Origin of the sequence: Halomonas sp. C22 (assembly GCF_007655045.1) — a bacterium.
GTDB lineage: Bacteria > Pseudomonadota > Gammaproteobacteria > Pseudomonadales > Halomonadaceae > Vreelandella > Vreelandella hamiltonii.
Genome location: NZ_VBVC01000001.1, coordinates 89,319 through 111,094 on the forward strand (window position 1 = coordinate 89,319; position 21,776 = coordinate 111,094).

Annotated in this window: 19 protein-coding genes; 4 read left to right on the top strand and 15 right to left on the bottom strand. The window is 63.3% G+C overall.

From position 1 onward, the window contains the following. Window positions 1–79 precede the first annotated feature (79 nt). The 13 genes from tatC to FEU76_RS00520 all read right to left on the bottom strand — a co-directional run bounded on the left by tatC (window position 80) and on the right by FEU76_RS00520 (window position 12,619). Entirely contained in the window at window positions 80–871 is a 792-nt protein-coding gene (tatC, locus tag FEU76_RS00460; RefSeq protein WP_144979492.1) for a twin-arginine translocase subunit TatC, read from the bottom strand. Then, window positions 868–1,284 (bottom strand): Sec-independent protein translocase protein TatB, encoded by a 417-nt coding sequence (gene tatB, locus FEU76_RS00465; protein WP_039181667.1) that lies wholly within the window; start codon window positions 1,282–1,284, stop codon window positions 868–870. Before tatB ends, tatC begins: the two co-directional genes overlap by 4 nt. Before the next feature lie 3 nt (window positions 1,285–1,287). Further along, the gene (gene tatA / locus FEU76_RS00470) at window positions 1,288–1,569 is read right to left on the bottom strand and encodes a Sec-independent protein translocase subunit TatA (RefSeq protein WP_039181664.1); all 282 of its coding nucleotides are present in this window, start codon (window positions 1,567–1,569) and stop codon (window positions 1,288–1,290) included. Window positions 1,570–1,593: 24 nt separating this feature from the next. Further along, window positions 1,594–1,947 carry a phosphoribosyl-ATP diphosphatase gene (locus tag FEU76_RS00475; RefSeq protein WP_016916129.1) on the bottom strand — a complete coding sequence of 118 codons (354 nt, stop codon included), beginning with the start codon at window positions 1,945–1,947 and terminating at the stop codon, window positions 1,594–1,596. A gap of 54 nt (window positions 1,948–2,001) precedes the next feature. Beyond that, window positions 2,002–3,624, bottom strand: a complete 1,623-nt coding sequence (gene ubiB, locus FEU76_RS00480) for a ubiquinone biosynthesis regulatory protein kinase UbiB (protein WP_096921474.1) — start codon at window positions 3,622–3,624, stop codon at window positions 2,002–2,004. Continuing rightward, the gene (locus FEU76_RS00485; RefSeq protein ID WP_144979494.1) at window positions 3,621–4,283 is read right to left on the bottom strand and encodes a ubiquinone biosynthesis accessory factor UbiJ; all 663 of its coding nucleotides are present in this window, start codon (window positions 4,281–4,283) and stop codon (window positions 3,621–3,623) included. The genes ubiB and FEU76_RS00485 overlap by 4 nt, the downstream gene beginning before the upstream one ends. A gap of 37 nt (window positions 4,284–4,320) precedes the next feature. Further along, the gene (gene ubiE, locus FEU76_RS00490) at window positions 4,321–5,076 is read right to left on the bottom strand and encodes a bifunctional demethylmenaquinone methyltransferase/2-methoxy-6-polyprenyl-1,4-benzoquinol methylase UbiE (RefSeq protein ID WP_096921472.1); all 756 of its coding nucleotides are present in this window, start codon (window positions 5,074–5,076) and stop codon (window positions 4,321–4,323) included. Between the two features lie 121 nt (window positions 5,077–5,197). Then, the gene (locus FEU76_RS00495) at window positions 5,198–5,626 is read right to left on the bottom strand and encodes a gamma-butyrobetaine hydroxylase-like domain-containing protein (RefSeq protein ID WP_144980267.1); all 429 of its coding nucleotides are present in this window, start codon (window positions 5,624–5,626) and stop codon (window positions 5,198–5,200) included. A gap of 86 nt (window positions 5,627–5,712) precedes the next feature. Next, window positions 5,713–7,035: an ATP-dependent protease ATPase subunit HslU gene (gene hslU / locus FEU76_RS00500; protein ID WP_039181655.1), complete on the bottom strand. Its 1,323-nt coding sequence runs from the start codon at window positions 7,033–7,035 to the stop codon at window positions 5,713–5,715. Window positions 7,036–7,044: 9 nt separating this feature from the next. Further along, window positions 7,045–7,578, bottom strand: coding sequence for an ATP-dependent protease subunit HslV (gene hslV / locus FEU76_RS00505; RefSeq protein WP_039181652.1), 534 nt, complete (start codon window positions 7,576–7,578; stop codon window positions 7,045–7,047). 169 nt (window positions 7,579–7,747) lie between these two features. Then, window positions 7,748–8,530: an SPOR domain-containing protein gene (locus FEU76_RS00510; protein WP_039181649.1), complete on the bottom strand. Its 783-nt coding sequence runs from the start codon at window positions 8,528–8,530 to the stop codon at window positions 7,748–7,750. 3 nt (window positions 8,531–8,533) lie between these two features. After that, window positions 8,534–10,219 carry an arginine--tRNA ligase gene (argS, locus tag FEU76_RS00515; RefSeq protein ID WP_039181646.1) on the bottom strand — a complete coding sequence of 562 codons (1,686 nt, stop codon included), beginning with the start codon at window positions 10,217–10,219 and terminating at the stop codon, window positions 8,534–8,536. Between the two features lie 144 nt (window positions 10,220–10,363). Continuing rightward, on the bottom strand, window positions 10,364–12,619 hold the full coding sequence (locus FEU76_RS00520) for a primosomal protein N' (protein WP_229800651.1): 2,256 nt from the start codon (window positions 12,617–12,619) through the stop codon (window positions 10,364–10,366). 144 nt (window positions 12,620–12,763) lie between these two features. Between FEU76_RS00520 and rpmE the strand changes: the two genes are divergently transcribed. Further along, window positions 12,764–12,979, top strand: a complete 216-nt coding sequence (rpmE, locus tag FEU76_RS00525) for a 50S ribosomal protein L31 (RefSeq protein ID WP_016916139.1) — start codon at window positions 12,764–12,766, stop codon at window positions 12,977–12,979. A gap of 437 nt (window positions 12,980–13,416) precedes the next feature. Continuing rightward, complete coding sequence (locus FEU76_RS00530) at window positions 13,417–14,688, top strand: malic enzyme-like NAD(P)-binding protein (RefSeq protein ID WP_039181639.1); 1,272 nt, start codon at window positions 13,417–13,419, stop codon at window positions 14,686–14,688. A gap of 111 nt (window positions 14,689–14,799) precedes the next feature. Here FEU76_RS00530 and FEU76_RS00535 read toward each other — a convergent pair whose 3' ends face one another. Next, window positions 14,800–15,621 carry an acyl-CoA thioesterase gene (locus FEU76_RS00535; RefSeq protein WP_144979496.1) on the bottom strand — a complete coding sequence of 274 codons (822 nt, stop codon included), beginning with the start codon at window positions 15,619–15,621 and terminating at the stop codon, window positions 14,800–14,802. 109 nt (window positions 15,622–15,730) lie between these two features. Between FEU76_RS00535 and tadA the strand changes: the two genes are divergently transcribed. Beyond that, window positions 15,731–16,183, top strand: a complete 453-nt coding sequence (tadA, locus tag FEU76_RS00540) for a tRNA adenosine(34) deaminase TadA (RefSeq protein WP_222114775.1) — start codon at window positions 15,731–15,733, stop codon at window positions 16,181–16,183. A 14-nt stretch (window positions 16,184–16,197) separates the two neighbouring features. On the opposite strand, the gene mltF is transcribed toward tadA, so the two are convergent. After that, window positions 16,198–17,664, bottom strand: a complete 1,467-nt coding sequence (mltF, locus tag FEU76_RS00545; protein ID WP_039181633.1) for a membrane-bound lytic murein transglycosylase MltF — start codon at window positions 17,662–17,664, stop codon at window positions 16,198–16,200. Between the two features lie 175 nt (window positions 17,665–17,839). On the opposite strand from mltF, the gene purL reads away from it, so the two are divergent. Beyond that, window positions 17,840–21,766, top strand: coding sequence for a phosphoribosylformylglycinamidine synthase (purL, locus tag FEU76_RS00550; protein WP_144979499.1), 3,927 nt, complete (start codon window positions 17,840–17,842; stop codon window positions 21,764–21,766). The last annotated feature ends 10 nt before the right edge of the window (window positions 21,767–21,776 follow it).

Consider the following 21,776-nt stretch of genomic DNA (forward strand, 5'->3'; position numbering starts at 1 on the left):
CAAGCCCGCCCGTAGGGAAAAAGCCTCTGTCATCGTGGGATGACAGAGGCTTTTTAATGGCCGTCAGCATTCACTACGGCTAGTCGGTCTGCTCTTCCTCGGCCTGCGCTTGCTTGGCGTTTCTGGGCTTGCGCACCAGACGGCCAAACAGCAACCCCACTTCGTACAACAAGTACATGGGAATCGCCAGCAGGCTCTGAGAAATCACATCGGGTGGCGTCAGCAGCATACCGACGACAAAGCACCCCAGAATGATATACGGGCGCTTTTTCGACAGGCTTTCCACGGTCGTCGCGCCGGAGAGAATCAGCAGGAACGTGGCGATGGGTATTTCAAAGGCCACGCCAAACGCAAAGAACAGCTTGAGCACGAAATTCAGATACTGGTTGATGTCGGTCATCACCGCGACATTTTCCGGCCCCGTTTGGGTAAAAAACTCGAACAGCAGCGGAAACACCACGTAATAGGCAAACGCTGCCCCGGCATAAAACAGCGCCACGCTGGAAACGAGAATCGGAATGGCCAGCGCTTTCTCGTTATCGTAAAGCCCCGGCGCCACGAAGGCCCAGGCCTGGTGCAGCACGAAAGGAATGGCAATGAAGACCGCCACCACCAGCGTCAGCTTGAAGGGGGCCAGGAAGGGCGAGGCGACCTCGGTGGCAATCATCTGGGAGCCTTCGGGCAGCAGTGCCATCAGCGGCTCGGCCACGAAGGTGTAGATATCGTTGGCAAAGGCATAGAGCCCCAGGAAAATCACCAGGATCACCACAACCGCCTTCATCAAGCGCGAACGCAGCTCGATCAGATGCTCGATGAGAGGCGCCTGGCCCTGGTCGTTTTGCGGTGGCTGGGAGTTGCCAGACATGCTCATGAGTGGGGTCTATCCTTTTGATCGGCCGTATCGGTGTCGCTCGGCAGGTCTTCACGCACGGTCTGCAAAGCGTCATCCAGTCGTGCGCTGGCCCTGGCCACCCGCTGTTCGGTGTCTGCCTGGGCGGAAGGCTGGGCAGACGAGGCTGAAGGGGCGTCAGCAATGCTCTCGACATCCTGCTTGGCTTTTTTCAGGCTGTCATCGAGCTTTTTCTGCTGCTCATTCAGCTTTTGCCGCAGCTCTTCGGCTTCCAGTTGGGCACTGATTTCACGCTGCATACCGGATACCGTGCGCTTGATCTTGCCGATCCATAGACCCGCCGTGCGCGCCGCCTTGGGCAGGCGTTCCGGGCCCAGCACCAGCAGTGCCACGACGCCGATGAGCATGAGTTCAAGAAAGCCGATATCCAGCATGGGTTATTTGCGCTCTTCGTTGCGGTCGCCAGAGTGAACGTCTGCCGCTGGCTTCTGCTCAGCTTGAACGTCATAGGTGTTGCCGTTCTCTTCATGGGCGACCTTGGCCTGAGGCTGGTCAGAGGGCTTGTCGCCGTCCTTCTCTTCCTCGTGCATGGCTTTCTTGAAGCCCTTGACCGCGCCGCCCAGGTCGGTGCCCACGTTACGCAGTTTCTTGGTGCCGAAAATCAGGATGATGATGCCCAGAACAATCAGCAGCTGCCAAATACTGATACCACCTAACATATGCGTTTCCTCATGGATGCAGGGTTAACGTTGTGATCGGGACGCTTTTTCGTCGTGACCAGAGATTCCAAACCGTCGCGCAAGCTCGTCCAGCACGGGCTGATGGTCCAGGTCCAGATGCGACAGCATGACCAGGCTATGAAACCACAGGTCGGCCGTTTCGGCGATCAACGCTTGACGGGCCTGCTCATCGCCGTGCTCGGCATCCTTGGCGGCCAGCAGCGTTTCGGTGGCCTCTTCGCCCACTTTCTCGAGTATCTTGTTCAAACCCTTATGATGCAAGGAGGCAACATAAGATTCTTCTGGTTGCGCATGGCGACGCTGTTTCAAAACGTCGGCCAGAGCGTCCAGTACGGGAGCTTGGTTGGCATCTGTCATGGTGTTCTCGTTATTCATCGCAATAGAGTGTCATCCGGCACGCGCTGGAAAGGCTCACTGCCAGATCAGCAGCAGCAACCCGACCCCGGCAGCTGCCAGAATCGGCCAATCCTGGGTGGCGGCCCAACTGCTCAGCGGCTGCCAGGCAAGCGCGATGGCCACTAGTGCCAGGCCGATACGCAGCCGATGCTGGCGTTTGCCCTGTTGTTTCAACTGGTGGCGCATCTGGCTGAGCGCGGTGACCTGCTGATGCCGCTGGCGGTGTTCATGTTCCATGCGGCTGAGCGCCTGATGTGCCAGCACCGGCAGCTCTGGCAGCTGATGCGAAAGCTCCGGCGCCTGGCGCTTGAGCGATGCCCAGAGCCCGCCGATACCCGCGCGCTCTCTCATCCACTTCTCCAGGTAGGGCTTGGCGGTGCTCCACAGGTCCAGCTCCGGGTAGAGCTGACGCCCCAGCCCTTCGATGTTGAGCAGGGTTTTCTGCAGCAGCACCAGCTGCGGCTGAACTTCCATGTTGAAGCGTCGCGCCGTTTGAAACAGCCCCAGCAGCACCTGCCCAAAGGAAATATCCTTCAGAGGCTTTTCCAGAATCGGTTCGCACACGGTACGAATGGCCGCGGCAAATTCGTTGGCACGGGTGTTCTCGCCCACCCATCCCGACTCGATGTGCAGGGAGGCCACCTCGTAATAGTCCTGATGGAAAAAGGCCAGCAGGTTGCGCGCCAGGTAATCCTGGTCTTCCCGGGTGAGGCTGCCCACGATACCGCAGTCGATGGCGATGTACTGGGGGTCGTCCGGGTCGTCACAGTTGACGAAGATATTGCCGGGATGCATGTCCGCGTGGAAGAAGTTGTCCCGGAATACCTGGGTGAAGAACAGCTCCACGCCGCGCTCGGCGAGCTTTTTCAGATTGGTGCCGCGGGCCCGCAAGGTCTCCAGGTCGGCCACCGGTACGCCGCGAATGCGCTCCTGCACCATCACGTGTCGCCGCGTGTAGGGCCAGTAGATGGTGGGCACGAAGAGGAGCGGCGAGTCCTTGAAGTTACGCTTGAGCTGGGAGGTGTTGGCCGCCTCCTTGTAGAGGTCCAGCTCGTCGAACAGGGTGGCTTCATAGTCGCGAATGACTTCTACCGGGCGCAGGCGTCTGGCTTCGGGCACTTTGGCCAGCAGCTTCGCCACCTGGTACATCAGCCCCATGTCCTGACGCATGATTCGGTCGATGCCGGGGCGAATGATCTTGACCACTACCTCTTCGCCACCGTGCAGGGTGGCGGCATGCACCTGGGCAATGGAGGCCGAGGCGAGGGGCACGCGGTCGAAGGCCGCAAAGGCCTCCACCAGGGTCATGCCCAGCTCTTTCTCCACCCGGGCCGCTGCCAGCTCGCCAGCAAAGGGCGGCACCTGATCCTGCAGGCGTTTCAGCTCGTCGGCAATGTCTTCCGGCAGCAGGTCGCGGCGGGTCGAGAGCATTTGGCCGAATTTGATGAAGATCGGGCCCAGTGCCTCCAGCGCCAGTCGCAGGCGCTCGCCGCGACTGCGGCTGCCCACCGGCACCAGTTGGAGGGGCGAAAAGCGAGTCAGTAGCCGCAGCCAGAGCGGCATGCGCTCGGCAGGTACGAGGGTATCCAGGCGATGCCGAGTCACTACCCAGACGATCTTGAACAGCCGCAGGCTCATTCGCTCGGCTCCTCGGACGCATTGGCCTTGGCCAACTGCGTGAGACGCCGATTCAGGCGCTGCAGTCTGGCATCCAGGCGGTCGGTGGCAATTTCCAGCTCGGTGAGGTGGTCGCGCAGCACGTCGCGCTGCTGGCGGCCTGGCAGCAGGCGTGCCTCTTCGAAGACATACTCCGACACATCCTGCAGTAGCTCGTCCTTGGCGCGTAGCCCCCAGCGTGCCGCGCGGCGCAGCCCTTCGGCCAGCGAATGGGCAGGCATGTCGCCCAGCCAGTGTGCCAGCTCACCTTCCCAGTCGACCTCCAGGTCCAGCAGCAGCTCTCGGGTAGCTTCCAATAAGTGGACATGCCCCCGAATGGCCAGCTTGCCCTCGAACATCAGCCGCTCCACGGAGGCGCCGCTGAGCCACTCCGAGAGGGTTTCCGGGGTCAGTTCGACCACCGCATCCACGTCGCTTTCATCGACGTCGTCGCCGTGCTGCAGGTCCAGTCCGGCATTGTGATAGCAAAGCAGCAGCGCCAGCTGTGGCTTTTCCAGACGCACCAGCAGACGGCTGCCCGCCAGTGCGGCCAGCCGCCCAGGGGCAGCAGGGTCACGGGCAAGCAGTGCGTTCAGCGTTCGTTCACAACCGGCCAGCAGCAGGGTCGGGGTGACTAGCATGCGGGCCTCGTCGTCCGGTGGGTCAGCGTGCGAGGCGTCATAGCTTGATGCCGCGGTGCAGGGCGACGATGCCGCCGGTCAGGTTGGTGTACTCCACTCGATCGAGCCCGGCGGTTTCCATCATGCCCTTCAGGGTTTCCTGGTCGGGGTGCATGCGGATCGATTCGGCCAGGTAGCGGTAGCTTTCGCCGTCGCCGGCGACCAGTTCGCCCATTTTGGGCAACAGCCGGAACGAGTACTCATCGTAGGCTTTGGAGAGCAGCGGGTTGTTGGGCTTGGAAAACTCCAGCACCAGCAGGCGGCCGCCGGGCTTGAGTACCCTTGCCATGGAGCGCAGCGCGGCGTCCTTGTCGGTCACGTTGCGCAGGCCAAAGGCGATGGTGATGCAGTCGAAACTGTTGTCCGGGAAGGGCAGGCACTCGGCATTGGCCTGGACGTACTCGACGTTGCCACCGACGCCGTTGTCCATCAGCTTGTCGCGGCCTACCTTGAGCATGGAGGCGTTGATGTCGGCCAGAACGACCTTGCCGCGGGGGCCGACCAGACGCGAGAACTTGAGGGTCAGGTCCCCCGTGCCGCCAGCGATGTCCAGCACATGATGGCCGGGGCGAACGCCAGCACGCTCGATGGTGAGGCGCTTCCACACACGGTGGATGCCCATGGACATCAGGTCGTTCATGACGTCGTAGCGAGCGGCGACCGAGTGGAAGACGTCGGCGACGCGTGAGGCTTTTTCGTCGACCGGGACTTCCTGGTAGCCAAAATGGGTGGTGCGTTTTTCCGTGGGGCTCATGGGGCTTCAGCTCCCGAGTTCGAGGCGGTAGTAGTCGACCATAAGGTCATCGCAATCATTGATTGGCAACATTGTAGCCTTCTCGAGCCTGCTTTGTCTGCGCTTCACCTGGGGCGCGGCGTCACAGCTGCTTGAATTGAATGCCCGCAGGCTCGCGGGAGGCGCCTGCTGCTTCCAGCCGCTCGAGGTAGTTGTTCCAGTAGGCGTGTTGATGCGTCGCGAGGTCGTGCAGGTAGTTCCAGCTGTAGAGGCCGCTGTCGTGGCCATCGTCGAAGTGCAGCTTGAGAGCGTAGTTGCCCGCCTGGGTGATGTTCTGCAGGCCGACGTCTTTCTTGCCCACTTGCAGGACCGCCGTGTCGCCACCGTGGCCACGCACTTCGGCAGAAGGGGAGTAGACGCGCAGCAGCTCCACGGGCAGCCGGTAGGTGTCGCCCGAGGCGTAGCCGAGTTCCAGCTCGCGGGCCTGCTTGTGGTAGTGCACTCGGGTGGGGACCGGGGCGTCGGTGGTAGAGGGAGTGTGGGTAGACGTGTGGGGGTTGGAGGCGTTCATGGTCGGGGCACTCATGGTTGGCGTTACGTCGCTCAGGCACGAGTGACACCTGGCCGGGGTGGCCAGGTGTCGGGGTGCGGCAGACGTTACAGAATATAGCGGGAGAGATCTTCGTCTACCGCCAGTTCTCCCAGCTGCGCGTTGACGTAATCTGCATCGATCACCAGCGGGCTATCCATATCGCCGCCTTTGAACGAGGCTTCTTCCAGCAGCCGCTCCATGACCGTGTGCAGGCGGCGCGCGCCGATGTTCTCGGTGCCTTCGTTGACCTGCCAGGAGATCTCCGCGATGCGCTCGATGCCGTCGGGAGTGAACTCCACGTCCAGCCCTTCGGTGCCCAGCAGCGCCTGATACTGCTTGGTCAGCGAGGCGGAAGGCTCGGTGAGGATGCGCTTGAAGTCTCCGGGAGTGAGAGCGTCCAGCTCCACGCGAATGGGCAAACGACCCTGTAGCTCGGGGATCAGGTCGGAAGGCCGCGCCAGGTGGAAAGCACCGGAGGCGATGAACAGGATATGGTCGGTCTTCACCATGCCATATTTGGTCGACACCGTGGAGCCTTCGATCAGCGGCAGCAGGTCGCGCTGAACGCCCTCGCGTGACACTTCTCCACCGCTGGACTGGCCGCTGCCCTTGGCCACCTTGTCGATCTCATCCAGGAAGACGATACCGTGCTGTTCGACGGCCTCGACGGCGCGTGCCTTGATCTCCTCTTCGTTGACCAGCTTGCCCGCTTCCTCGTCACGCAGCAGCACCAAAGCTTCCTTGACGGTGACGCGACGCTTTTCACGTTTGTGCTGGCCCATGTTGGAGAACAGGCTCTGCAGCTGGCTGGTCATCTCCTCCATGCCCGGCGGCGTCATGATGTCGATGCCCTGGCTCTGGGCGGTGATTTCGATGTCGATTTCCTTGTCGTCCAGCTGGCCTTCGCGCAGTTTCTTGCGGAACAGCTGGCGCGTGCTGCTATCGTCCCGGGGCTGCTCTTCCTGGCCTCGGGGCGGCGGCAGCAGCGCATCGAGAACGCGGTCTTCGGCGGCATCCTCGGCGCGGTGGCCGACTTCTTCCTTGGCATGCTCGCGCACCATCTTGATGGCGGCTTCCATCAGGTCGCGGATGATCGACTCCACGTCGCGACCCACGTAGCCCACTTCCGTGAACTTGGTGGCTTCGACCTTGATGAAGGGCGCACGGGCCAGTTTGGCCAGGCGGCGAGCGATTTCGGTTTTACCCACGCCGGTGGGGCCGATCATCAGAATGTTCTTGGGGGTGACCTCCGGGCGCAGGTCATCGTCGAGCTGCATGCGCCGCCAGCGGTTGCGCAGCGCAATGGCGACGGCGCGTTTGGCATCCTGCTGGCCGATGATGTACTGGTCCAGCGCATGGACGATTTCACGGGGTGTCATCTGAGTCATAACGGGGCCTCAACGGTCGTCGATGTTCAGCTCTTCGAGCGTGACGTGATGGTTAGTGAATACGCAGATGTCACCCGCGATTTGCAGGGATTTTTCGGTGATTTCACGGGCGGAGAGATCGGTGTTCTCGAGCAGCGCGCGAGCGCTGGCCTGGGCGAAGTTGCCCCCCGAGCCGATGGCGATGATGCCGCGTTCGGGTTCGACCACGTCACCGTTGCCGGTGATGATCAGCGAGGCACTGTGGTCGGCCACGGCCAGCAGTGCTTCCAGGCGGCGCAGGGCGCGGTCGGTGCGCCAATCCTTGGCAAGCTCCACGGCCGCCTTGGTGAGATGGCCCTGATACTTCTCCAGCTGGGCTTCGAAACGTTCGAACAGGGTAAAGGCATCCGCAGTGCCGCCGGCAAAACCGGCCAGTACCTTGCCGCGATAGAGGCGGCGAACTTTGCTGGCGTTGCCTTTCATCACGGTGTTGCCCAGCGACACTTGGCCGTCGCCAGCGAGGGCGACCTGGTTACCGCGGCGAACGGAGACAATGGTGGTCATGGAGATAACTCCTTGGGGGAGACGCGCTCCCGATGACTGATCGGCCACGTCGGGTGACCGTAAAAAAAGCGATTCCCAACAAAATGCGGGCGGCTGATGAAAAATCAACCGCCCGCTCGAGAAAGCCAGGTGATAAAACCGCGCCTTCAGGCGCGGTCAGGGGGATAGCTCAGTTCTGCAGCTGTATCAGCAGGGGTTCGATCCCTTGGGTGCTCATCAGGTCCTGGGCGCGGTTCAGCTCTCGGGTATCCTCGTAAGGACCTACCTGTACACGGTGCCAGGTGTCGCCATTGGCCTGCACTTCGCTGATCTGAGCCAGCAAGCTCAGGTTGCGCAGCCGGCCGCGCAGCTGCTCGGCGTCGCTGAGGTCGCGAAACGAGGCGGCCTGCAGCACGTAGCGGTTCGGCGTGCTGGAACTTGTGCTGGCGGCGGCAGGCGGCTGGGTAGCTGCCACGGCGGCCTGTTCGTTGGGCCGCGTGTTGGCGGCAATGACCTGAGCAATCGGGTCGTTGGCGCTGCTGCCGATGTCGCCTGGCGACGTGTCGTCCGAGGCTGCTGCGTCGCTGGCGGCCTCTGCGGCAGTCTCGGCGATTTCCGGCCGAGTGATATTGGCCGGAATGGCGCCGCCCGGAGCGATGACTTCGGTTTCGGGAAGCAGCGTGTAGAACTCGAAGGTGGGCATGGCAGGCTCTGCCGAGGCTGCCTGCCCAGTGCCCTGGGCGTCTCCGCGCTCATCGCTGGAGGGCTTGGGCAGCACCGTGGCCTGGGGCGTGCTGCTCTGCTCCTGCCACGGGGCGGTGCCGTGCTGATGCTGCGCCAGGAAGAAGCCAGCGGCCACCCCGGCCACCCCCCACAGCCAGCCGGGAATACGCCACCCGTCGCCGGAGCGGCGAGCAGATTTACGCTGCGAGGTGGCGCCTCGACGGGACGGCTTGTTACGCGGGCTGGCCATGAATTACATCTCCTCTGGGGCACTGACCCCCATCAGATCCAGCCCGTTGCGAAGCACCTGACGCGTGGCCAGACCGAGCGCCAGGCGGGTGTTGCGCAGCGTGTCGTCTTCGACCATGACCTTGACGGCGTTGTAGCAGGTGTGGAAGTCGCCCGCCAGATCCAGTAGATACTGGGCCACCTGCTGGGGCTCGCGATTGCGGGTCGCATGTTCGACCACTTCCGGGTAGCGGGCCAGGCGGTTGAGCACGGCTTTTTCCTGATCGCTGTCCAGCAGCGCCAGGTTGGCCATTGCCACGCCGTGGTCGAAGGGCTGGCCTGCCTCTTCGGCCTTGCGCAGCATGCTGCATACCCGAGCATGGGCGTACTGGATGTAGTACACCGGGTTGTCGTTGGACTGGGAGCGCGCCAGGTCGATATCGAAGGTCAACTGCGAGTCGGCGCGGCGCGCGGCCAGGAAGAAGCGGGTGGCATCGCGGCCGACTTCGTCGATCAGGTCGCGTATGGTGACGTAGCTGCCTGCACGCTTGGACAGTTTCACTTCCACGCCCGAGCGGGTCACCATGACCATCTGGTGCAGCACGTAGTCCGGCCAGCCCTGCGGAATGCCCACGCCGAGTGCCTGCAAGCCCGCACGTACGCGGGTAACGGTAGAGTGGTGGTCGGCGCCCTGCTCGTTGATCACGGTCTTGAAGCCGCGCTGCCACTTGTTCAGGTGGTAGGCCACGTCGGGCAGGAAGTAGGTGTAGCCGCCTTCACGCTTGCGCATGACGCGGTCCTTGTCGTCGCCGAAGTCGGTGGTGCGCAGCCACAGCGCGCCATCCTGCTCGTAGGTGTGGCCGTTGGCGACCAGGGACTCGACAGTGGCCTCGACCTTGCCGTCCTCGTAGAGGGATGATTCAAGGAAGTAGACGTCGAATTCGACGCCGAAGGCCTTGAGGTCCAGATCCTGTTCGCGGCGCAGCCAGGCCACGGCGAACGCCTGAATGGCTTCCAGGTCGTCGGCATCGGCCTTGGCCGTCACCTTGCGGTCGTCGGCGGTGACCGTCTTGCCAGCCATGTAATCGTTGGCCACATCGACGATGTATTCACCGCGATAGCCATCGGCAGGCCAGCTCTCGTCCTCGGGGCCCAGCCCCTTGGCACGGGCCTGGACGGAGAGCGCTAGGTTGTTGATTTGCGCGCCCGCGTCGTTGTAGTAGAACTCCCGAGTGACGTCATAGCCGCTGGCTTCCAGCAGGCGGCAGAGGCAGTCGCCAATCGCGGCGCCGCGACCGTGGCCCACGTGCAGCGGGCCCGTGGGGTTGGCCGAGACGAACTCCACCTGCACTTTTTCGCCCTTGCCGATCAGGCTGCGACCAAAGGCGTCGCCGCTATCCAGTACCTGGGCAACGATCTGGGCGGCGGCATCGGCGGCGGCAAAGAAGTTGATGAAGCCGGGGCCTGCGATGTCGGTTTTCTGGATGGCGTCGCTGGCGGGCAGGGCGGCTACCAGGGCGTCGGCCAGCTCTCGGGGCTTCATGCTGGCGGGTTTGGCCAGCATCAGGGCCAGGTTGGTGGCGTAGTCGCCGTGGGCTTTGTCCTTGGTGGGGTCGACCTTGATGACCGGCTGTACATCGTTGGGCAGCACGCCTTGGTGCTTGAGCGCATCAACGGCGCCTTCGAGCAAAGCAATAATCGTGTCTTTCATGTCAATATCCGGGTGTCTTCGGTGGCGGCGTGTGCAAGCGCCCAAATGGTGCAGCGTCAAAACGGCCATTATCGGCAATTGGCGCGCAGTTTCAAAGCCGTATTCCAGGCCGGGGCAGGCTGGGCGTCGCGGGCGTTGTCATGGTTAGGCCAGTGTTTGCGGGTCGATGTCCACGGACCAGCGCACCTTGCGCGCATCACGATGAGCTTCCAGCCACTGTACCAGCCAGTGGGCCGCCGTGTGTCGGTGGCTGCGTTTCTGGGCCGTGATCATGACATGCAGATGGTAGCGATTCTGGCGGCGCTCCATGGGGGCAGGCACTGGCCCCAGGCAGCGTACCGGCAGGTTGGCATCCGTGAGCCACTGGCGCAAGGCCTGTGCAGCCTGCTGAGCCAGCGCCATGGCAGCAGGCTCCTGGGGGCTTTCGACGCGCAGTAGCGCCATGAAACAGAACGGGGGAAGCTGTGCCAGCCTTCGTTCTTCCAGCAGGTTGCGGGCCAGGGCGCCATAGCCATGTTCGGCCAGCTGGCCCAGATGGGGGTCGTCGGGGTGCAGGGTCTGCACCAGCACGCGGCCTGGATGAGCGGCCCGCCCGGCTCGGCCAGCCACCTGCTCCAGCAGCTGGGCGCTATGCTCCAGCGCGCGGAAGTCGGCGGCATAAAGGCCGCCATCGGCATTGACCACCACGACCAGGGTGACGTGGGGCAAGTGGTGTCCCTTGGCCAGCATTTGCGTGCCCACCAGCAGGCAGGGTTCACCGCGATGGATCTCCTTGAGCACCTGCTCGAAGCTCTCTTTCTTGCGGGTGCTGTCGCGGTCGATGCGGTGCACGACGGTGTCAGGAAAGAGCCCCTGCAGGGTCTCTTCGGTACGTTCGGTGCCGCTCCCCAGCGCGCGCAGGTCGCCGCTGCCGCACTCTGGGCAGGCATCGGGCAGGGCGCGTCGGCTGTCGCAGTGGTGGCAGGCCAGCAGAGGGGGCTGCCTGTGCAGCGTCATGCGGGCATCGCACTGATGGCATTCTGCCAGCCAGCCACAGCTGTGGCACGCCAGGCTAGGGGCGAAGCCGCGCCGGTTGATGAAGACCAGCGCCTGCTTGCCGGCTTTCAGCGTCTGGCGGATGGCTTGCAGCGCGCCGGGCAGCAGGCCTCCCTGGCGACGCTGATGGCGCATGTCCAGGAGTTCCAGCTTGGCGGGCGGGTGGCGGCTGGGGCGCTGGGTCAGGCGCAGGTGCCGATAGACGCCCGAGAGCGCTTGCTGAAGGCTTTCCAGCGAAGGGGTGGCGCTGCCCAGCAGCAATGGGATCTGGTGATGGTGTGCCCGGGCCACGGCGAGATCCCTGGCGTGGTAACGAAGCCCGTCGTGCTGCTTGTAAGAGCCGTCGTGCTCCTCGTCGACGATGATCGCGCCAGGGTTGGCCAGCGGTGTGAAAATGGCCGAGCGGGTGCCGATGATGACCATGGCGCGCCCGCTGGCGGCGGCTTCCCAGACGTCCAGGCGCTCCGGGTCGGTGAGGCCCGAATGCAGGGCCACCACGGGCACCCGGAAGCGGCTCTTGAAGCGCGCCAGGGTTTGCGGCGTCAGGCCGATTTCGGGTACCAGCACCAGCGATTGCTTGCCCTTGGCGGCCAGCGCCTCGATCAACTGCAGGTAGACTTCGGTCTTGCCGCTGCCGGTCACGCCTTCCAGCAGGCATGGGTGGTAGCCGTCCAGCTTTTCGTGCAGCGCCGCCAGGGCCGTGGCCTGCTCACGGTTGAGGGGTAATGACGGCGTTGCCAGCAAGCTGCCGGAGACGGGCTGCCCCGCCGTCAGGGTGATCTCCTGGGGTTCGGCCAGGCCCTTTTTTTGCAGCGCCTGGAGCTGTTCACGGGTGAACCCGTGGGCACTGATGGCCCGCCCTGCCAGCCCGTGGGGGTGCTGGCGCAACAGGCGGTAGAGCTCGGCCTGCCGCGGCGCGCGCTGTAGCGGCGTGTCATCGCCCTGACGCGCATGCCACAGGGTTTGCGTGCGGCCCGCCATGGGGTGGCCCTGGCGCAGGCGTGCGGGCATGGCGTGCTGCATGGTGTCGCCCAGGCTGTGCTGGTAATAGCGGGCGGTGAACTGGCACAGCCACTGCCAGTCTTCGGGGAGCGGCGCGTCGTCCAGCGCTTCACTGACCGCGCGCAGCTGGGCGCGGGGCAGTTCGCTGCCGGAAGCCAGAGATACGACGACCCCCACCACGTCGCGGCGGCCAAACGGTACCCGCACCCGCAGCCCCGGCAGCCAGCCGCAGGCGGGCGCGCGGGGTGCTGGCAGGTAGTCGAACAGGCGGCGCAGCGGCGATGGCAGGGCCACTTTCAGCACCTGAAAAGCGCCCGGAGTACGCTCTGCCGTGACGGGCGGGGAAGAAACAGAATCAGACAATTGGCCTCCGGCGTTTAGTTTGCTAGAATGCGCGGCCGCTCTCAATCTATCGGATCGAGCGGTTAACCGGTTAGCAGTTTTTCACACCCGTATGCGGTGCCTGGCAGCGGATCAGGTGGCGGCATATAGCTCATGAGGCTCAAGATGAAACAAGGTATCCACCCGAATTACAACACGGTCACCGCCAACTGCTCTTGCGGTGCCAGCTTCCAGGTTGGTTCTACTTCTGGTCAGGACTTCTCTCTGGACGTATGCTCCAACTGCCACCCCTTCTACACGGGCAAGCAGAAGCAGGCGAGCACTGGTGGCCGCGTAGAACGCTTCAACAAGCGTTTTGGCGCTGCAGTCAAGCGCGGCTGATCCCGACGGATTCAGCCCATCGCAGGCACGCCATGTGCCCTGTGCAAAACCCACGCTACGGCGTGGGTTTTTTGTCCCTGCCTTATTTTGCCGCTCCCTGGCGGCACCGGCATCTGAACGCTCTGTGATGAAGCCAAGGTCCTGAGACTACTGTCGCGACGTTGTCCACAGCCGCTATTGCGAGGCGGGTGTGGATAAGTCCGTGCGTCGTTTTGGAATCTATTTCCAGCTTATGCTGCAGTGCATCCATAACGAAACCGTTATGGGTCAGGGTGCTATGCATAAGTTGCAGCAAATGAAGCTGAAAAGTTCCGAATGGATGGGAAAAGCCGCTAAAACGCACGTTTCATAGGCTGGTTGACTAGCTGCTTGAGACGCTTGGGTTTTTTCTATATTCTGATATGACTTTTCTACTTTAGGCTGATTGGACCTTGACCATGACGGATGCAAACAAGCAGGCAGCTCTGGATTATCACGCTAAACCGATCCCCGGTAAGCTCTCCGTTGAGCTGACCAAGCCCACCGCGACGGCGCGGGATCTGGCCCTGGCGTATAGCCCGGGGGTGGCTGAACCGGTTCGCGAAATCGCTCGCGAAGCGGAAAATGCCTACCGTTATACCGGCAAGGGAAATCTGGTAGCGGTCATTTCAGACGGCAGTGCCATTCTGGGCCTGGGTAATCTGGGGCCGCTGGCCAGCAAGCCGGTGATGGAAGGCAAGGGCGTGCTGTTCAAGTGCTTCGCGGGCATCAACTCGGTGGACATCGAAGTGGATGCCGAGAATCCGCAGGCGTTCATTGATACCGTGGCACGCATCGCCGATACCTGGGGCGGTATCAACCTGGAAGACATCAAGGCCCCCGAGTGTTTCGAAATCGAAAAGGCGCTGATCGAGCGCTGCAGCATTCCCGTGTTTCATGACGACCAGCACGGTACGGCCATCGTCACCGCTGCCGGGATGCTGAATGCCCTGGAAATCGCTGGCAAGCGCATCGAAGACGTGAAGATCGTCTGCATGGGCGCGGGTGCGGCGGCGATTGCCTGCATGCGCCTGCTGATCTCCTGTGGTGCCAAGAAAGAGCATCTGGTCATGCTCGACCGTCGCGGTGTGATCCACACCGACCGCGATGGCATCAACGAGTACAAGGCCGAGTTTGCCCGTGATACCGACATGCGTACCCTGGACGATGCCATCGATGGTGCCGACGTGTTTATCGGCCTGTCTGGCCCCGGGCTGCTGTCTGCCGAGCAGGTGAAGAAGATGGCGGCGGATCCGGTCATTTTTGCCTGCACCAACCCGGACCCGGAAATTCATCCGGATGTGGCTCGGGCGGCGCGCCCGGACGTCATCATGGCCACCGGCCGCTCGGATTTCCCGAACCAGGTCAACAACGTGCTGGGCTTCCCGTTCATCTTCCGTGGTGCTCTGGACGTACGCGCCACGCGCATCAATGAAGCGATGAAGCTGGCCGCCGTGCATGCGCTGAAGGATCTGGCCCGCGAGCCGGTGCCCCAGGAAGTGCTGAACGCCTACGAGCGTACCGAGATGAGCTTTGGTCGTGAGTACATCATCCCCACACCGGTCGATATTCGCCTGCTGGAGCGTGTCTCCTCGGCGGTGGCCCAGGCGGCGGTGGACTCCGGGGTTGCCCGCAAGCCCTACCCGGCGCACTATCCGCTCAAGACCATCAACGATGTCTACGGCAGTTGAGCGCCGCTCGACACGAGATTTGCTGTTCGAGACGTCATGACATCAACGCCCGCTTTCTGCGGGCGTTGTCGTGTGTGGTGTTCGTGTTCGTGTTCATGTAGGTGCCGGGCGTCAGGTGAGCGGGTAGCGCACCAGCCCCTCTTGTGCCGTCGAGGCAATCAGCTGCCCATCGCGGCGATAGATATGGCCGCGCGCCAGTCCTCTGGCACTGCCGCTCCAGGGAGAGTCGATGGCGTACAGCAGCCACTCGTCCAGCCGCGTATCTTCGTGCAGCCACAGCGCGTGGTCGAGGCTGGCGATGCGCAGCTTCGGGTCCGTGTACTTGATGCCGTGAGGGATCAACCCGGTGGTCAGCAGGTTGAAGTCCGACGCGTAGGAGAGCAGATGGCGATGCAGCGCGGGGGCGTCGGGCAGCGGGCCGCCCGCGAACCGGAACCATAGGCACTGCCCGGCAGGCGAGGCGCTGTCCGGATTGTTCTTCAGGTGCAGGAACTCGATGGGGTGGCCTGGGAAACGGGCATGTTTGGCGTCACCGCTCTCCAGCAGCGCTTCGGGCGTGGGCACGTCAGGCATGGTGCGCTGATGGCTGATGCTCTCTTCAGGGCTTTGAAACGAGGCGCTGCAGAAGAAGATGGGCCGTCCCTTTTGAATGGCGGTGACCCGGCGGGTGGTGAAACTGCCGCCGTCGCGAATGGTATCGACCTGGTAAACCACCGGGCGATGGGGGTCGCCGGGGCGCAGAAAGTAGCCGTGCTGGGAGTGAGGGCGACGCTCCTCGGGGACGGTGCGGGCGGCGGCGGCCAGCGCCTGGCCAAGTACCTGTCCTCCGTACAGCTGGGGAAACCCGAGGTCCTGGCTTTGGCCACGAAACAGCGTCTCTTCCAGGGGTTCCAGCTCCAGCAAGCTAACCAGTGACTTCAGCGCATCGTTCATTCTCGGTATCCTTGGTGCTGTCTGCTTGATCACTGAGGAGGCCGCCCTCAGCGTTTGGCGATCACGCCATTGAAACGATCGTTTCGCTACCTTAACGGAGTTTGTCTTGATACGCAGCGATGAATTTTACATGCACCGTGCGCTGGACCAGGCGCATCTGGCGATGGCCGCCGGAGAGGTGCCGGTGGGAGCGGTGGTAGTGGACGCCGAGGGGGAGATCGTCGGGGCGGGCCACAATGCGCCGCTGTCCAGCTGCGACCCCAGTGGCCATGCGGAAGTGCGTGCGCTGCGCGATGCTGGGCAGCGGCTGGGCAACTACCGTCTGGAGGGCTGTACGCTCTACGTGACCCTGGAGCCCTGCATGATGTGCACCGGCACCATGGTGCATGCCCGTATTCAGCGGCTGGTGTACGCTGCCGCCGAGCCACGGGCGGGAATGGTGGAGTCAAAGGCCAATCTGCTCGCCCAGCCTTGGTTCAATCACCATATCGACGTCACCGGCGGGGTGCTGGCGGCGCAAGCCAGCAAGCTGCTCAAGCAGTTCTTTGCCGACAAGCGCTAGCGCCGTCCCCGGTATCACGGGGTGAGCGGCGGCACGATCTCGAACAGCAGCAGCGGCTCTTCACTGGCCGGTGTCTGCTCCAGTTGGAAAAACTGCTGTCGACTGCGCTCCACGTATTCGATCATTTCGTAGTAGCGGCGAATGTTGCGCACGTAGATCACCGGCTCCCCGCCACGGGCGTACCCGTGGCGCGTCTGGCTGTGCCATTCGCGCTGCTGCAGCAGCGGTAGCGCGGCACGCACGTCCTGCCACAGGTTGGGGTCGCCGCCGCGTCGTTCGGCAATGTTGCGGGCATCATAAAGGTGGCCAAGCCCCACGTTGTAAGCCGCCATGGCCATATAGAGGCGGTCTTCGCCGGTGATGCTGTCCGGTAAGCGGTCCTTGATGCTGCGCAGATAGCGGGCTCCGCCGTCGATGCTCTGGGCGGCATCGGTGCGGTCCGAAACGCCCATCTCGCTGGCCGTAGGGTTGGTCAGCATCATCAGGCCCCGCACCCCCGTGGGGGAGACGGCGTTAGGGTCCCAGTGGGATTCCTGGTAGCCCACGGCGGCCAGCAGTTTCCAGTCGAACCCCGTGTCTCGGGCGGCCTGCTTGAAGAGCTCGGTGTAGCGGGGCAGGCGTTCATCCAGGTGGTCCAGAAACGTGCGCGTGCCCACGTACTCCAAGTAATCGTCATGGCCAAAATAGCGGCTGATCAGGCGGTCCAGGGTGCCGTTCTCATGCAGCTCCTGCAGGAACTGGTTGGCCGCGTCGAGTAGACCCAGCCCTCGGCCGCTGGGCAGCGCCCAGACCAGCGAGAGGGGCTCGCCCAGATAGAAACCGCGTTCGACATTGGGAAAGAACAGCCGGTTCAGGCGGAACTGGTGGTCGAAGATGATGGCCGCATCCAGGGTGCCGTTCTCGACTCGGGCCATCAGCTCGGCCACTTCCAGTTCGTTGGACTCCTTCCAGCTCAGGCTGGGATAGTCGCTTTGCAGGGCTTTCAGAGCATCGCTGGTGCCCGCTTCGCTCAGCGTGCCGATGGACAAGCCGACGAGGTCTTCGGGTGCGTTGATGCCATACAGGCCGCGCCGATAGACCACCAGTGGCTGCATCTCGATGATCGGGCGCGTGTAGTGAATGCCTGGGGTGTCGGCCATCAGCGGCAGCGCGGCTGCCCCCAGGTCACCCTGTTCGCGCACGGCAGGCAAGACGCCGTCCGGATGGTGGCTGGCATTCAGATTGAGGCTGACCCCGAGGGAGTCCGCAAAGCGGTGCATCAGTTCGTATTCGAACCCGGTTGGCCCCTGGCGGCCTTCGTAGTAGGTGGTGGGCGTATTGCGGGTATGTACGGTGATGAAGTCTTTGGCCAGCACGCGGGTGAGGTGTTCGCCGTCGGGAAAGGTCGATGGGCGCGGGATCAAAACCAGCAACAAAGTCGCGATCATCGCGAAATATGCCCGATAAAAGGCGCTAAAATGTCGGCAAATCAATGTCGGCATGGTGTCTTGTCGGCGTGGAACGAGCTGCCACGATACCCAGCCTTTATCGCCGTGTCACCTTGTTGATTTCGTGTGGCCGCCGCTTTCCAGTATCATAGTGCGCAGTCCGTGTGTCGGTCGCTTAGCGGCCCGGTGATTTCCTGCTCGACTCTTCCTGCTTTAGAGGCTCCCAGATATGCTCGAACTTCGAGGCGCGCCCGCCCTTTCTGCCTTCCGTCATGAACGGCTGCTAACGGTGTTGCGTGAATGTGTTCCAGAGGTGGAAGCGCTGTCCGCCCACTACGTCCACTTCATTGACCACCACGAAGAGCTCGATACCGCCTCCCAGGAACGGCTGGCCAAGCTGCTCGATTACGGCAGCCAAGCCGCCCAGGAACCCCTCGAACAAGCCCTGCGTTTTCTGGTGGTGCCGCGCCTGGGCACCCAGTCGCCCTGGTCTTCCAAAGCCACGGACATCGCCCATAACTGCGGGCTGAGCCAGATCCATCGCATCGAGCGCGGCGTCGACTACCGTGTTGCATTGCGTGGCACGGCCACGGCAGAGCAGTGGGACGCCATCGGCGCACTGCTCCACGACCGCATGACCGAAAACGTGCTGGCCGACACGGCGGCGGCCAGCCAGCTGTTTGCCCACCACTCACCGGCACCGCTGGGCAGCGTGGATATTCTGGAGGGCGGGCGTGCCGCGCTGGAAGTCGCCAATCGGGAGCTGGGCCTGGCGCTGGCAGACGACGAGATCGACTATCTGGTGGCGGCCTTCGTCGAGCTGGGGCGCAACCCCAGCGACGTGGAGCTGATGATGTTTGCCCAGGCGAACTCGGAGCACTGCCGCCACAAGATTTTCAATGCGGACTGGATCATCGACGGCGAAGCCCAGAGCCATTCGCTGTTCAAAATGATCAAGAACACCTTTGCGACCTCACCGGACAACGTGCTGTCGGCCTACAGTGACAACGCGGCGGTGATCAAGGGCAGCCACGGCGGTCGCTTCTTCCCCACACCGCTGACCGGTGCAGAGGGTGAACGCGCTCACTACGATGCTCATCAGGAGCCCATCCATATCCTGATGAAGGTGGAAACCCACAACCACCCCACGGCGATTGCGCCTTTCCCGGGGGCGGCCACCGGCTCCGGCGGCGAGATTCGCGACGAAGGCGCCACCGGTATCGGCGGCAAGCCGAAGGCGGGCCTGGCGGGTTTCACCGTTTCAAACCTGCGTATCCCCGAGTTCGTGCAGCCCTGGGAGGCCTTCGATTACGGCAAACCCGAGCGCATGCAGTCGGCGCTCAACATCATGCTGGAAGGCCCGATTGGTGGCGCGGCTTTCAATAACGAGTTCGGCCGCCCCAACCTGACCGGCTACTTCCGCACCTACGAGCAGGATGCCCTCAGTGCCAATGGCATCGAGCGTCGCGGTTACCACAAGCCGATCATGATTGCCGGTGGGTACGGCAACATTCGTGCCCAGCACGTCCAGAAGGGCGAGATTCCGGTGGGCGGCAAGCTGATCGTGATGGGCGGCCCGGCGATGCTGATCGGTCTGGGCGGCGGTGCCGCGTCCAGCATGGCATCGGGGGAATCGAGCGCCGATCTGGATTTCGCCTCGGTGCAGCGGGAAAACCCGGAAATCGAGCGCCGTGCCCAGGAAGTGATCGACCGCTGCTGGGCAATGGGTGAGAAAAACCCCATTCGCTTCATCCACGACGTGGGTGCCGGTGGCCTCTCCAATGCGTTGCCGGAGCTGGTCAAGGACGGTAACCGTGGCGGCCTGTTCGACCTGCGCGCCGTGCCCAACGCCGAGCCGGGCATGAGCCCGCTGGAAATCTGGTGCAACGAAGCCCAGGAGCGTTACGTGCTGGCCGTGGCCCCGGAAGACCTCGATACCTTCGATGCGCTGTGCAAACGCGAGCGCTGCCCCTATGCGGTGGTGGGCGAAGCTCAGGCAGAGCACCATCTGGAAGTGCGCGATGGCCACTTCGAAACCAAACCCGTCGATTTGCCCATGAGCGTGCTGTTCGGCAAGCCGCCGAAGATGACCCGTTCGTTCGAGCGCCAGACGCCCGAGCTTTCCGGCGTGATGCTCGACAACCTGGACCTGCGCGAAGCCATGGACCGGGTGCTGCGCCTGCCCACGGTGGCCTCGAAAAGCTTTTTGATCACCATCGGCGACCGTTCGATCACAGGCCAGGTGGCCCGTGATCAGATGGTCGGCCCCTGGCAGGTGCCGGTCGCCGACGTGGCAGTGACCACCGCTAGCTTCGATACCCATGCCGGTGAAGCCATGGCCATGGGCGAGCGCCCGCCGGTGGCGCTGATCGACCCGGCCGCCAGCGCCCGTTTGGCGGTGGCAGAGGCGATTACCAACCTGGCCGCCGCGCCGATCGCCAAGCTCTCGGACATCAAGCTCTCCGCCAACTGGATGAGCGCCGCCGACCACCCCGGCGAAAACCAGGCGCTGTACGACGCCGTGCATGCGGTCGGTATGGAGCTGTGCCCGGCGCTGGGGATTGCCGTGCCGGTGGGCAAGGACTCCATGTCGATGCGTACCGCCTGGCAGGAGGGCGATAATGCCGAAGAGAAGAGCATCACCTCGCCGCTGTCGCTGGTGGTCACTGGCTTTGCGCCGGTCACCGATGCGCTGGCCACGCTGACCCCGCAGATCAACCTGGAGCAGGATGAGTCGGACCTGATCCTGATCGACCTGGGCAACGGCCAGAACCGGCTGGGCGGCTCGGCACTGGCCCAGGTGTATGGCCAGGTGGGCGACGAATGCCCCGACGTGGACGACCCGGAAGACCTGAAAGCGTTCTTCGAGGTCATTCAGGGCCTGAACCGGGATGGCAAGCTGCTGGCCTACCACGATCGTAGCGACGGCGGCCTGCTGGTGACGCTGCTGGAGATGGCCTTTGCAGGTCATGCCGGTCTCGAAATCAAGCTCGACTGGCTGATCGACGAGCCGGTGGAAGCCTTCAATGCGCTGTTTGCAGAAGAGCTGGGGGCGGTGATCCAGGTCAATCGCCAGCACACCGAAGAAGTGCTGACCCAGTTCGCCAAGGCCGGTATCGAAACCTGCGGGGTGATTGCCCGCCCGCGTTACGACGATCAGGTACGCGTGACGCTGTTCGAAGAGCCGCTGCTGGAAACCACCCGTCAGCTGACCCAGCGCACCTGGGCCGAGACCAGCTACCGGTTGCAGGCGCTGCGCGATAACCCCGAATGCGCCAAGAACGAATTCGACAACCTGCTCGACGTGCGTGACCCCGGTCTCAGCGCGGCGCCGACCTTCGATGTCAATGACGACATCACCGCGCCTTACGTCAACACTGCCAAGCCAGCGGTGGCCGTCCTGCGTGAGCAGGGGGTCAATGGCCAAGTGGAAATGGCCTGGGCCTTCCACAAGGCCGGGTTCGATGCGGTGGATGTGCACATGAGCGACATCCTGGAAGGCCGTGTCTCGCTGGATACCTTCCAGGGCCTGGTGGCTTGTGGGGGCTTCTCCTACGGCGACGTGCTGGGGGCAGGCGGCGGCTGGGCCAAGTCGGTGCTGTTCAACGAGCGCGCCCGCGAGCAGTTTGCGGCGTTCTTCACCCGGGATGACAGCTTCTCGCTGGGGGTGTGCAATGGCTGCCAGATGCTGTCGCAGCTCAAGACGCTGATCCCGGGCGCCGAAAACTGGCCCAGCTTCGTGCGCAACGAATCCGAACAGTTCGAAGCCCGCGTGGCCATGGTGCGGGTAGAGAAAAGCCCCTCGATTCTGCTGGCCGGCATGGAAGGCTCGACGCTGCCCATCGCCGTGGCCCACGGCGAAGGGCGTGCCGAGTTCCGCGATACGGCGCACCTGCGCAGCATGCAGTCGAGCAGCCAAATTGCCCTGCGCTACATCGACAATTACGGTCAGGTCACCACTCGCTATCCGGCCAACCCCAATGGTTCCCCGTCGGGGATCACGGGGCTGACCACGCCGGATGGTCGTGTGACCATCATGATGCCTCACCCGGAGCGGGTGACGCGGGCAGTGACCAACTCCTGGCGTCCGGCAGAGTGGACCGAGGACGGCGCCTGGCTGCGGCTGTTCCGCAATGCGCGGGTATGGCTGGGTTGATGGGCAGGCG